Annotated in this window: 12 protein-coding genes; 2 read left to right on the forward strand and 10 right to left on the reverse strand. The window is 51.1% G+C overall.

From position 1 onward, the window contains the following. Positions 1 to 170 precede the first annotated feature (170 nt). Together QHL1GM_RS09730 and QHL1GM_RS09735 are read left to right on the forward strand one after the other, a co-directional pair. Positions 171 to 386 carry a hypothetical protein gene (locus tag QHL1GM_RS09730; RefSeq protein WP_071694295.1) on the forward strand — a complete coding sequence of 72 codons (216 nt, stop codon included), beginning with the start codon at positions 171 to 173 and terminating at the stop codon, positions 384 to 386. Next, positions 386 to 1,096, forward strand: a complete 711-nt coding sequence (locus tag QHL1GM_RS09735; RefSeq protein ID WP_071694296.1) for a hypothetical protein — start codon at positions 386 to 388, stop codon at positions 1,094 to 1,096. Before QHL1GM_RS09730 ends, QHL1GM_RS09735 begins: the two co-directional genes overlap by 1 nt. Before the next feature lie 43 nt (positions 1,097 to 1,139). Here QHL1GM_RS09735 and QHL1GM_RS09740 read toward each other — a convergent pair whose 3' ends face one another. The 10 genes from QHL1GM_RS09740 to QHL1GM_RS09790 form a co-directional block, all read right to left on the reverse strand. Next, the gene (locus QHL1GM_RS09740; RefSeq protein ID WP_071694297.1) at positions 1,140 to 1,895 is read right to left on the reverse strand and encodes an amino acid ABC transporter ATP-binding protein; all 756 of its coding nucleotides are present in this window, start codon (positions 1,893 to 1,895) and stop codon (positions 1,140 to 1,142) included. Further along, entirely contained in the window at positions 1,892 to 2,560 is a 669-nt protein-coding gene (locus QHL1GM_RS09745; protein WP_071694298.1) for an amino acid ABC transporter permease, read from the reverse strand. The genes QHL1GM_RS09740 and QHL1GM_RS09745 overlap by 4 nt, the downstream gene beginning before the upstream one ends. Before the next feature lie 82 nt (positions 2,561 to 2,642). Beyond that, on the reverse strand, positions 2,643 to 3,413 hold the full coding sequence (locus QHL1GM_RS09750) for an amino acid ABC transporter substrate-binding protein (protein WP_071694299.1): 771 nt from the start codon (positions 3,411 to 3,413) through the stop codon (positions 2,643 to 2,645). A 288-nt stretch (positions 3,414 to 3,701) separates the two neighbouring features. After that, positions 3,702 to 3,896, reverse strand: coding sequence for a hypothetical protein (locus tag QHL1GM_RS09755; RefSeq protein WP_071694300.1), 195 nt, complete (start codon positions 3,894 to 3,896; stop codon positions 3,702 to 3,704). Between the two features lie 16 nt (positions 3,897 to 3,912). Then, a complete protein-coding gene (locus QHL1GM_RS19080; protein WP_083570997.1) occupies positions 3,913 to 5,139 on the reverse strand; it encodes an acylphosphatase in 1,227 nt (408 codons plus the stop codon). Between the two features lie 247 nt (positions 5,140 to 5,386). Next, positions 5,387 to 5,641, reverse strand: coding sequence for a hypothetical protein (locus tag QHL1GM_RS09765; RefSeq protein ID WP_071694301.1), 255 nt, complete (start codon positions 5,639 to 5,641; stop codon positions 5,387 to 5,389). Between the two features lie 311 nt (positions 5,642 to 5,952). Further along, the gene (locus QHL1GM_RS19820; RefSeq protein WP_071694302.1) at positions 5,953 to 7,917 is read right to left on the reverse strand and encodes a flagellin; all 1,965 of its coding nucleotides are present in this window, start codon (positions 7,915 to 7,917) and stop codon (positions 5,953 to 5,955) included. Between the two features lie 350 nt (positions 7,918 to 8,267). Then, on the reverse strand, positions 8,268 to 9,674 hold the full coding sequence (gene fliD, locus QHL1GM_RS09780; protein ID WP_071694303.1) for a flagellar filament capping protein FliD: 1,407 nt from the start codon (positions 9,672 to 9,674) through the stop codon (positions 8,268 to 8,270). A 199-nt stretch (positions 9,675 to 9,873) separates the two neighbouring features. Then, positions 9,874 to 11,250 carry a flagellar filament capping protein FliD gene (gene fliD, locus QHL1GM_RS09785; RefSeq protein WP_071694304.1) on the reverse strand — a complete coding sequence of 459 codons (1,377 nt, stop codon included), beginning with the start codon at positions 11,248 to 11,250 and terminating at the stop codon, positions 9,874 to 9,876. 232 nt (positions 11,251 to 11,482) lie between these two features. Further along, on the reverse strand, positions 11,483 to 12,817 hold the full coding sequence (locus QHL1GM_RS09790) for a UDP-glucose/GDP-mannose dehydrogenase family protein (RefSeq protein WP_071694305.1): 1,335 nt from the start codon (positions 12,815 to 12,817) through the stop codon (positions 11,483 to 11,485). Positions 12,818 to 12,923: the final 106 nt, after the last annotated feature.

Genomic DNA, 12,923 nt, shown 5'->3' on the forward strand with positions numbered 1-12,923 from the left:
ACCGCCTTTTAGCGTGGCGGGGGGGACAGCTTTCACAGCCAAAGCACTGCTGTAATTGCCAATTATGGGTACTTCAATATAGTGCGTAGAATAAACATGGTCACTAGCGCTTACTATCCAGCGCTTGTACTATATATATGGTAGCAAGATACAAATAACGAGGTGAGCCCATGGCGATTAAACCTGATGCAGAACAACGATTTGCAGCCCAAGCGGTGCGTTACACACGACGCGCTTATCAGGTCTCGTTGAGCAGCGGTCAACACATAGTGGAAATCGTCGACGGTGAACTTGTTGAAACACGTCCCGATGGCAGCACGCAGGTTCTGAAGAAAGCGCCTCCTAAGCATAAAGCTCCCATAGGAATGAAGCTCAAGGTTACCTAATGGATGAGACACCACGCTTGCGGATGTTTGCTGGGCCCAATGGCTCAGGAAAAAGCACGATTCAAAATGTAATTCCCTCTCACCTCAAAGGGGTGTACATCAACCCTGATGATATTGAGAGAAGCGCCAAAGATACAGGCGCAATATACTTCAGTGACTACTCCGTAGATGTTTCAAAATCTGCCATTGAGGACTATTTTTACCTCTCACCTCTAACAGAAAAAGCTTCCTTAACGCCGCAGCTTGAAACCATCATATTTGAAGACAATTGCATCAGCTTTCCCACGACAGAACCCAATTCCTATATTGCCTCTATCGCCTCATCGTTGATCCGTGACCAACTGATTGCGTCTCGAATTAGCTCAGTTATGTCGTCTGAGGACAAAATTCAAGTGCTGCAGGCAGCTCGAAACGCAGGCTTCAAAAACTATCTTTACTACATCGCTACTGACGATCCTGCCATCAACGTTCAGCGTGTCCGAAATCGGGTGAATATAGGCGGCCACTCTGTGCCTGAAGACAAAATACGTCAACGTTATTACCGCTCGCTTGACTTATTACTCAGTGCTATCAATCTCTCCGACCGCGCATTCATCTTTGATAATTCAGGTAACGAAGCTATATGGCTAGCTGAGATAAATGTCAAAGGTGAAATAGAAGCTAGAGTAGAAGAGCTGCCGAACTGGTTTTACAAGAGCATCATTTTGTAAACCACCAAGCAAGGCTTCGACTATCTGAAACAAGCCTCAGCCTTTAAGGTACTGCTTGCCCCGTGGGCGCGAGAATTTTGCGCAAGAAGTGTCGTGTTCGCTCGTCTTTGGGTGCGGTGAACAGCTCCTCCGGCGGGGCTTGCTCTACGATGCCGCCTTCGTCCATAAATACCACGCGATCCGCGACTTCCCGGGCGAACTGCATCTCGTGGGTGACGACGATCATCGTCTGGCGTTCTACCGCCAATTGCTTCATCAGGCTCAAGACCTCCTCCACCCACTGTGGGTCAAGAGACGAAGTGGGCTCATCAAACAGAATTACATCGGCATTGGCCGCCATGGCCCGACCAATACCCACCCGCTGCTGCTGGCCACCGGAAAGTGACGCCGGGTAAGCATCCGCTTTATCTGCCAGACCGATGCGCTCCAGAATTTCCCTTGCCCGCGCATGGGCCTTAGCTTTCGGCAGCTTGTCCACCACGATCATGCCTTCGCTAATATTCTCCAGCGCGGTTTTATTGGCGAACAGGCCGTAGTTCTGAAATACAAACGCCGTGCGGCGGCGCAGTGCCAGAATATCGGCCCGGCTGGCGCGCTGGGTATCCACACTCAGGTTGCCTACCTGCAAGCGCCCAGCGTCCGGCTTTTCAAGGAAATTGATACAGCGCAGCAGCGTCGATTTCCCCGTACCGGAAGGGCCAATGATGACAATGATCTCGCCTTGAGAAAGGCTCAAATCGATATCTTTAAACACCGTATGGCCACTGAAACGCTTGGTAATGCCTTGCAGCGAAATCATCGTTGGTAGGCCTTATTCAGGTAAATTTCTAACCGACGCTGTCCCCAAGAGAGCACTTCCACAATCGCCCAATAAATAAGCGCCACTAGCAAGAACGCCTCCAAGTAGAGGAAGCTGCCCGCGGCCTCTTTTTGCGTGGCCCCCATTAGCTCGGTGACCCCCAGCGTAAAGGCCAACGAGGTCGCTTTAATCATATCGATGAAATAGTTCATCAGCGTCGGCGTTGCCACACGAGTGGCCTGGGGCAAAATAATACGGCGCATTAACTGCGACTGGGTCATACCAATGGAGAGCGCGGCTTCGGTCTGGCTACGATCAATCCCCACAATCGCCGCACGAATAGACTCAGCCATGTAGGCAGAAAAGTGCAGCGTAAGCCCTAGCACTGCCGCCGTTACGCCATTGATCGCCACCAGCGCTTCCAGCAACTGAGGCAGGCCGTAGTAGAAAAGAAACAGCTGAACCAGCAGCGGCGTACCGCGGAAAAACGAGATAAACAGCAGCGAAAAGCCGTTTAACACCGGCACTTTCGACACGCGAACCACCGCCAACAAGCACGCCAGTATCAGCGCAAAGATCATGGCAATCGTTGCCATTTGAAGGGTAAGCGGCAAGTAGCGCAACAGAACCGGCAGCAGCCCCCACATATATTCGAGGTTAAGCATAGTAAGTAAACATAGGCTAAATCGCTTATAAGCAAACGGCCGTGGCAATGCCACGGCCGCATGAAACGGATAAATTCAGCTGTTACGGCTGAGTGATATCAGTATCAAACCATTTTTCTGATATCTCACGCAGTTCGCCATTATCGCGCAACTCGGAAAGCGCTGCGCCTACACGGTCACGCTGCTCCCGACCCGCCTCGTCATCACGAAACGGTAGCGCATTCTCAATAGTCGAGAACGGCTGACCCGCCAGCTCTAACGGCAGGCCTTTCTCTTTAATGACTTGCGTAGCGCTCACGCGATCCATCACAAAGGCTTCTACCCTGCCCAGTGCAACATCCTGCTCGATGTTGGATTCATAGGTGCGAATATCGATTTCATCGGCGTTCGGTTGTTCACGCAGCAGCTGTTCGTAGTTGGAACCCAGGTTCACCGCCACGCTTTTGCCGGACAAATCTTCAACACCTTCAATGGTGTCATTGCCTGCCCTCACCACGACTTGCGCGCCGTCATACACGTAAGGCTCCGTGAACGCATACTTGGCTTCGCGCTCTGGGGTAATCGTGATCTGGTTAGCAATAGTGTCGATACGCCCAGATTCCAGCATGCCCGCCAGGCCAGAGAAGCTCGCCGTGACGAACTCAATATCGTCACCGGTAATCTCACCCACGGCATTCATCACATCAACTTCAAAGCCTTTAAGCTCATCCTGCTCAACGAAGGTAAAGGGGAAGTAACCGCCGGACATACCTACCCGAAGTGTATCGGCTTGAGCGGTCGCGGCGAACAGCCCGCTGGCAACGGTTAGCGAAAGCGCGGCGAGGGTGATATTAAGCTTGCGTGGTAGTGGCATGAGTCTGTTTCCTCGTTAGTCGATATCCCGACGATCCGAATAGCCGCAAAAAAATCATGTGGCGTGATGGCGGCTATTTTACCTGCAAGACAAAAGCATACAAAAGAATATGAAAGATATTTTTTATTCTTATTTTGCATATAAACTATTGAGGTGCGATAACAATCACGGCTCAATTGCGTGGCGTATATTGCCATAACGGCTCAAAGCGAAGGCGAGGCAATAACCTGCAAAAGTAGGTGCCGACAAAATTACCTATTTGCGAGCTTTTCAAATAACACTTCCGAATTAGCCCGATAGCATTCCCTGCGTATGCTCGCGTTGCTGCTTCACGGCATCATCCAAAATCGCCAGCAGCGTTTCATAATCCTTCGGCAACTCGTCGTTCATACCTGTGTTCTCAAAGCGCTTAAGCGTGGCATGAGTTTCATCGATAACGCTTTGCAGCTCATCGATGACGTGCTCATATTCCTCTGGCGTCATAAGGGCACCTGATCGATTAGAGGGTTTCCAGAATGGCAACACCTTCAGGTATATCGCCTTTCCACGGTGTAACATTCAGGCCCGTCACGTTAGCGTTTTCTGGACCGTTGGGCACGGCATCGCACAGTGGTTGCAGGCGTTCCAGCGTGCCGTGAATCACTGCCTCGGCACTGCCATCGGCTAGGTTGCGTACCCAGCCCGCTATCTCACGCTGGCTCAGCTCATCGGCCAGCCATTGGCGATAGCCTACCCCTTGCACTGCGCCGGTTATTATCAAGTGCAGGGTTAAGGGAGTATCCGACCCAACGCCAGGTGCCGGTGGCACGGGCAGCTCAAATTCCCACGGTGCAACGCCCACTTTCTCACACAGCCGCGCATGAGCCAGTTCGGCTTGCTGCTCGGTGTTTTGCGTTTCGTCCACCAGCTCAGCGCTGTGGATCAACGGGCGGTTCAGACGTTCTGCCACATGGCTTGCCATGCTCAATGCGGCCTGGTTAGCGGGGGTGTCTTCAATGATATTCAGCACGACATCTACCTCCGGTAGCTTGCGCAAAAGCTCAGGGGTATTTTCCAGCGTGTCGACAAACAGCTCGACCCGCGTTATATGCGCGGCATCCAGCCCGCCGGGCAGATGGCGATGGCCTTGCACCAGGGCATATCGGAACTGTTGAGCATCAAACCGCCACTGGGAAGCGGCGGCGTTACGTAGCACCAGCACGCGCAGCTTTTCTTCACGCTCAGCGTTGATGACGACGAACGGCCGTTTGAGCAGCGCACGCCGCGCCCACAGACTACCCTGGGTGGGGTAACCGGCCTCGTAGTACATGGCGGCTAGCTGAAACAGCCCTTGGGCATTACTCGGGCGCAGCGCCACCAGCTGGTGCATTGCGCTTAAAGCGGCGCGGTCGTGCCCTAGCTGTGCGTGTAAACGCGCCAGACGCTTATAGACTTCCGGGTGGTTGGGTAACTGGTACGAGGCACTCAATAACGAGGAAAGCGCTTCTTTCGGCTTGCCATGTTGCATCTGTAACGTGCCTGCGAGTAACAACGCCTGTGGGTTCGCCGGGTCGTGCTGCTGCAGCGTTGCCAACAGGCTAACGGCCAGTTCGGTTTGGTCATGGGCCAGCGCAGTGCGGATATTATCCAGCTGTTGTTGCGACTGCTGCGCCAACGGCGAAGGCGGCATAGCGGCTTGCTTACGTTGGCGGGCGGAGTTCGGTGATTTTTTCGACGTGCGAGCCATGCGATTAATCCTGTGGGCGAGCGCTAATGGCGCTGTGTAAAGATGGCTCGATAGTAGCAAACAATGGTATGAGAGGTGTCAGAGACTTAGCTAATCGGCAGATATGAGGTCACTTCATTAGATAAAGGTTTATTTTCAAATTCAATACAGTGTCATGGCGAGGAGCGTCGCGACAAAGCCATCTCTGGCTTGGCCCGGCACAACCAAATGATCACTTCACTGCGTGCCGAGCCGGTTTAAACAATTACTAGGAACCTGACATATAGCCTCTTTCCCTTAACACTCTTCGCGCAACACCCTTCTCGCTCTCTGAGTTGCCCGTAAAACCTTTGCTTTTTATTATTCTCACAAGCTCTTCATCAGGCTTTTGCTCATATTCTTGCTTGAGCTCTTTGAGTTCACCGGCCTTTTGTTCAATACCGTTAGAAACTACCGTAGCGGTATTTCCAAGAAATTTTGCGGTTTTATAGCTGACCTCGCCAAGCTTGTTCCAGAAACCCATAACACCTCACCTATAAATTCACAGTTAACTTAGCAACCTTTTTGCACTTCGAGTTTAGCGATCTGGACACGTCCGCTTATCATGCTGATAGCTACCACACAGACTACATCGCCTAGCATCTGGGCATGTTTGTACATTATGCCCGGTTCGACCACAGCCAGAGCAGCGTGACGGTTTAGGACAATTCCTTGCCGTATGACTTCCTGATCCACAAAACGAACATGCCATCTTACAATGTCTCCCTTAAAGCATAAAAAACGGGGCCTTTCGGCCCCGTTATATATCGATCAATTAGCTTTAGAGCTAACCAATTAACCCAGCAGAGAAAGAACGTTCTGCGGAATCTGGTTGGCCTGTGCCAGTACAGAAGTACCGGCCTGCTGCAGAATCTGTGCGCGAGTCATGTTCGCTACTTCTGTTGCGTAGTCAGCATCTTCGATACGTGAACGCGCAGCAGAAAGGTTAGTTTCGTTAGTCTGTAGGTTAGTGATAGCAGACTCAAAACGGTTCTGGATCGCACCGAGGTCAGAGCGCAGGCCGTCGACTTTAGCCAACGCGGCGTCTAATGCCGCCAACGGGTCTGTAGTACGCTCGCCAGCGCTCGTTTCTTCGGTGGTTAGACGACCTTCACTGCTGATATAAGCTGTAGCACCTGCTTCAACGGCATACTTACCTTCACCGTTACTGCTAGTCACAGCCACTTCACCAGTTTCCGGGTTAACGCCATACTGAGTAGTAACAGAGGCAGTGGTAGTTAGCTCACCATCATTATCTACATAAACCTGTGACCCTGTATTAGCAAGGGCTCCAGTATTGTCAAAATCCACTGAAGCATTAGTGACACCGCTGGAGAGGTTAACGGTAACGTCTTCACCATCCGCACTACTCAGCACTTCAGCTGCAGTAGCGGTATTGGTGAAGTTAACACCAGTTCCTTGTGTATTCTGTGGTGTAATATCGCCACTGGCAACAGCAAAGGTAGCAGGGGTGTTATCAGTAAAATCAAACTCCGTACCGTCAGCATCTGCATAAACGATGTTTATATCAGTGCCATCTACGGTAGCTGAAGTAATTTCATTAGAAGATGCCAAAGAAGCTGCCAAGTCATCTATATCATCGATATCCCCAGCCGTGACGCCAGTCAAGCCTGTCAAAGCAGATTCATCTAGTGTGCCAGCAGCGCCATAGGCGATGGTTGAAGCATCAAATGTTGTGGTTGCACCTCCTAAATCAGTCCCCGTACCGCTAAACTCCACGTCATTAATTGACAGTTTCATATCAGCAGTGATCGCGTCATCTTGGCCCACTGCAGTAAACAGACTTTCCAATGTTGCTTGGCCGCGACCATCCGGGTTATTTGCAGTTAGCACACCGTCATCTGTGAGGACAGCTGCTTGGCCACCCACCGTAAGATTACCACTCGCATCCACTTCAAAGTTGGCAACACTGCCATCACCAAACTCAAAGGTGCCAGAGTTAGTATTTCCTGCAGAAGGCAAGTTATCAGCTGCCAGCTGCGCGTAGTCCGTTTCATTATCTGTGAAGGAGAAATTACCTGAGGCTGCGTCAAAGGCGTAAGTAACTTCATTGATTTCGACAGTATCACGATCACCCAATTCGCCGAGCATACCTTCAAGATCAACAGCATCGAAGTTCTCAACAACGCTGAACTGATTATTACCCAGATCAGAAGCACCGATAGAGGTAAGATCAGTAACAGTAGCTGAACGATTCGCAAGGGCACCACTACCATCTATATTAAAACCATCCAGTCCCAGCGTCTGTGAGGTGATTTGCTGCAGGCCGACACTGATGGTCTGGCCGTCGTCGGCACCTACCTGAATTTTCAAGCCGTTGTCTTCTGCTAGCACCTTGGTGCCGTTGAAGTCAGTTTCTTCAGAGATGCGGTTGATCTCTTCCATACGCTGGTTAATTTCGTTCTGGATGGATTCCAGATCCGACTGGCTATTGGTGCCGTTGGAAGCCTGTACAGTAAGTTCACGTACACGCTGCAGGTTGTCGTTGACCTGGTTCAAACCGCCTTCAGCGGTCTGGGCGATGGAAATACCATCGTTGGCGTTACGCTGCGCCTGGCCTAGACCTGTGATCTGTGATGAGAAGCGGTTGGCGATGGCCTGACCGGCGGCGTCATCCTTGGCACTATTAATGCGCAGACCAGAAGACAGACGTTCCATAGAAGTCGTTAAATCATTTTGCGACTTGCTCAGGTTTTGCTGGCCGATCATCGATGTGATGTTGGTATTGATCACTGACATGGTGTGATACTCCTTGCTTTGGACACTGGCCTTGAAGGCCCGCTTTTCGGCCACTGTTTGTGCCGTTATATTAATTAACGGCTCGGTGGGGAGAATCTTTAGGAGAAGTCGTAAAAAAAGATGTAAAAGTAGGTAACTGAAAGGTGAGGGTTTTCATGCTGGGGGCCAGGAGGCATCGAAAGTTTGAGATTGCTTCACTGCGTTCGCAACGACACCGCCCCCTTGAGTTCAACGCGCTTTATGAGAAAGCATCAATGCATCCTCAATGAAAAAAAGCAGCGCTAAGCGCTGCTTTTGGACTCAAGCGACTTCCTGCGTAAATCACCTTTCTTCGAGGCGCAGAGATTAGCTTACTTTTTGCGCCCTAGCTGGGCATCCAGCGCATCGAACTGCTGCGTGAGGTAGGAGCTTGTGCTGTTCATTTGCGCGATCATTACATCCAACTGACTGAATTGGCTGCGGTAACGAGAAATGGTGCCTTCAATACTTTTTTCCATACGCTCATAGCGGGTATCGAGACTTTTCACCCGGTTCTCCGCACCAGTGATGGCACCTTTAAGCACACCGTTGTTACCTAGCATCTGTTCAACCGAAGCGCCCAGCTTACCTGCCAGCCCACCTTCTTTTTTATCGCCTGCAAAAAAGGCGCTGAGTGCCTGGGGGTTATTCGCTACTAGGTCGCTCAGCTTGGCGTCATCAACTTCTAGCGTGCCGTCGCGCTGGAGTGAAATGCCTAGCTGGTTTAGGGTGGATAATTCGCCACTCTCCACACCACCGGTCAAAACGCTACGCAAGCGTGATTCTATCGTGCGCACGGTGCTGTCACCCAACAACTCCGCCGCTGAACCACTTTCACCATCAAACGCAGTTAATTTACCGATAGTGCCTTTTAAATCGTTAAACGCTTTTACAAAACCATTAATCGCTTCGCGCTGCTTTAGCGTATCGCGCTCAATGTTAACCGTGCTAGTCGCGGTTTCGCCTTCTTCAATACTGAGCTCTGCCAGGTTGAGCGTTACGCCTTGAATGGCGCCTTCGATCTGGTTTTTGGCGCTGTTTATGACGATGCCGTTGACGGTTAACGACGCATCCTGCCCTTGCTGCTTGGCCCCTGCCTCTGTCGCTTCACCGAATGGGCCGGTGACTACATCACCTGCTGCTTCTACAAAGCTAAAACTGTAAATGGATGCCTCAACACCGGTCTCTTTGGAACTTAGCGCCAGCCGATACCCCTCACCATCATTGATGATGGTGGCGTTAACGCCTGATTCTTTGTTGGCGTTAATGGCATCACGGATATCTCTTAACGAGCTATTAGGGGCAATATCGATCGTTACCGACCCATCCGCGCCTAACTCACCAAAATTAAGCTTGAGTGCTGTGGCGCCTTGAAGATCGAGCGGCTGATCATTGGTGCCTACGCGCGCAGAGGCTAGCGTACCAGAGGTCGCCAGTTGGCTAACTTCTACTCGGTAGCTACCTGGCAATGCACTCGCGGTAGTAGTGGCGGTAATACCTTCCCCACGCACATTGGCAGAAAGGCTTTGATAGAGCTTGGGGTCATTGATTTTCGCGACAGCGTCTTGGAACGCATCGAGCGAGGTTTGCAGTTGGCCGTAGGCAGAAATTTTGGCTTCTTGCTGCTTTTTTTGAAGCGTAATGGGGGCGAGCTTGCCGCGTTCGGCTTCTTGTAATTGATCCAACAGGCCGGTCAGGTCGAGACCCGAACCAACGCCAAGGGAGGTTATTGTCGCCATACTGGATGTTCCTCAGTGAAAAGGCTAAACCAAAAACATTACGCGCATCGGTTGCGCTAGGAAGTTTGATAGTTAGCTTATCGACTGAACAGAGGGCAACTTTAGCGCTTTTTCTACCGCTAACTTAGCTGTTTTGTTTTTATCAATAAAAACGCCTGCTTACGCAGGCGTCAGGTTCCTCAATTGCTAGTTATTAACATCAATCACGACCTAGCTGGGCATCTAGGGCATCAAACTGCTGAGTGAGGTAACTGCTTGTTTGATTCATTTGCGCAATCATGCCATCCAACTGACCAAACTGCGTACGGTAACGCGAGATGGTTTGATCAATGGATTGCTCCATGCGGGTGTAACGTTCAACAAGCGATTCTGAGCGATTTTCCGCCCCAGTTATCGCCCCAGTAACAGTCCCGTTGGTGCTGAGCAATTGCTCGACCATCGTATTAACCTGTCCCGCCATACCGGCTTCATCCGCATCACCTGCGAAGAAGGTGGACAAAGCGTCTTGGTTGCTGGAAATAGCATTATCGAGTTCGTCAGAATCAATTTCTAACGTGCCATCTCGCTGTAGTGAAATACCGATATCACTAAGCATTGAGATCTCGCCTTCCACACCGCCGCTGAGCACGCTGCGCATACGTGATTCGACGGTGCGTACGGCGCTGTCGCCCAACAACTCGCCAGCTGCACCGGTTTCAGCGTCAAAGCTGGTTAACTCCCCAATAGTACCTTTCAGGTCATTGTAGGCGTCCACAAAGCTAGTCACGGCCTCGCGAACTGCGCGGGTGTCTTGCTCTATCGCTACCGTACTCTCGCCTTCTTGTTGAAGGTTAAGCGTCACACCTTGAATAGCGCCTTCAACTTGATTGGTGGGGCTGGTGATCTCTATGCCATTAACGGAGAGCGAGGCGTCAGTGCCGCTTTGATGCGTACCTGTTCCATCATCCACTTCACGATCTGCATCAAACGGAGCAACGCCGGTAAATGAGAAATTACTAATTGATGCATCGGCACCGGTTTCGCTGGAAATGAGTGCTAAGCGAAAATTCTCGCCGTCACCACCGTCATTCACAATAGTAGCGTTAACCCCCGAATCCCCGCCAGCATTGATAGTATCTCGGATCTCCTCAAGCGTACTGCCTGCCGCTAGGGTAATATCTTTAGTGGTGTTATCAGCAAAGGTCAGGGTCAGCGTTTGATCGGCATCAGCATCAATTATGGGCGTATTGGCAGCATCCACTCCGGTAGAAGCAAGCGTGCCGCGGGTTGCGAGGGTTTCAACGCTTACGTTGTAGCTACCGGGCTGCGCTTCTGCATTTGCAGAGGCGGTTATGGCTTCCCCACCCACGTTGGTCGAAAGGCTTTCATAAAGGGCGCTGTCATTGAGCGCATCAGCGGAATCTTGAAACGCTGAAAGCGCACTCTGTAACTGGCCATAGGCAGAAATTTTGGTGTCCTGGGTTTCCAGTTGCCGCTCAATGGGCTCAAGTTTTTCGCGCTCAGCGTCTTGCAACTGATCCAATAAGCCGTTGAGGTCTAATCCTGAGCCGATACCAAGTGATGAGATGGAAGCCATAAAGCCAATGCCTTTTTTAAATACATTTTGCTACGTTTGCTGCTTTCAATTAGCGTTCCTTCATAAAGTTGTACGTAGCGCTATTTTAATACAATTACCTTAATATAACGGCTAAGTGAATAAGAACTTAAATATTGACCTTCTTTTTTCGTATTAAGACGTAATACCAAGTAATTTTTCGTAATGCACATATAAAGATTTAGGAGATTGCGGCAATAAATCTACCTACGTATTACTCTTTCGTATTACTTTTTCGCCCCACCCCTATGTAACGCAATCCAGCCTCTTCAACGGCACTGGGTGTGTATAAATTACGCCCATCGATGACGACTTTTTCGGCCAGTTGGTCGGCTAACCAAGTGAAATCGACACTGCGGAACTCTTTCCACTCGGTGCAGATAACCAAGGCATCGGCGCCTTTCACGGCCTGAATCCGGTCGCCTGCCAGCATTAGGTCATCCCGCTCGCCGTAAATGCGACGACACTCCGCCATGGCTTCGGGATCAAAGGCTTGCACCTTAGCGCCCGATTGCCAGAGTGCTTCCATTAACGTGCGACTTGGCGCTTCCCGCATATCGTCTGTGCTGGGTTTAAAGGCTAAGCCCCATACGGCAATGGTTTTACCGCTTAGATTGCCTAAGCTATCTTGCAGTTTTGTGAATAGGGTCTGCTTTTGGCGCAAATTAACTGCTTCGACGGCGCTAAGCAGTTCCGGGGTATAGCCTAATTGACGCGCGGCACGCTCTAACGCCTGGACGTCTTTGGGGAAACAGGAGCCGCCGTAGCCACAGCCAGGGTAGATAAAGTGGTAGCCAATGCGCGGATCGCTGCCGATTCCCCGGCGTACGTCTTCAATATCCACTTCAAGCCGTTCGGCAAGATTGGCGATCTCATTCATGAAGCTAATTTTGGTGGCGAGCATGGCGTTGGCGGCGTATTTAGTTAACTCGGCGGCACGCACGCTCATAAACATCAGTTTTTCGTGGTTGCGATTGTAGGGGGCGTAGCACTCTTGCATAAGCGCTTTTACCCGCTCGCTTTCCGTGCCGACGATGATGCGCGCGCCACGGGTAAAGTCTTCAAGCGCCGCCCCCTCTTTCATAAACTCGGGGTTCGAACACACATCAAACTCGACTGATGCACCGCGCTGGTCGAGCGCATCGCCGATCACCGCGTGAACTTTTTCGGCGGTGCCCACCGGCACGGTCGACTTATCAATCACCAGCTTATAGCTATCCATATGCTGGCCGATAGTGCGGGCTACTTCTAACACATAGCGTAGGTCTGCACTGCCGTCTTCATCGGGCGGCGTACCCACGGCGATAAACAGCAGTTCGCCATCGGCTACCGCTTGGGCCGCATCAGTGGTAAAGCGTAACCGCCCTGCGGCTACGTTATGGGCAACGATGGTACTTAGCCCAGGCTCATAAATCGGCACTTCTCCGCCATTAAGCTGATCAATGCGCTCTGCATTAACATCCATACAGGTGACTTGATGGCCGACATCGGCTAAACAAGCGCCTGCGACAAGGCCGACATAACCGGTTCCGAATACACTGATATGCATGACTTATTAACTCGCTAAAATACGTGACAACGAGCCTAGCACATTGGCTTACCGTTGATGAGTTCGAAAGAGGGAGGTTCTCGCTTAATTATAGACCTTGGTCTAA

It is taken from the genome of Halomonas sp. QHL1 (assembly GCF_001882345.1).
GTDB lineage: Bacteria > Pseudomonadota > Gammaproteobacteria > Pseudomonadales > Halomonadaceae > Vreelandella.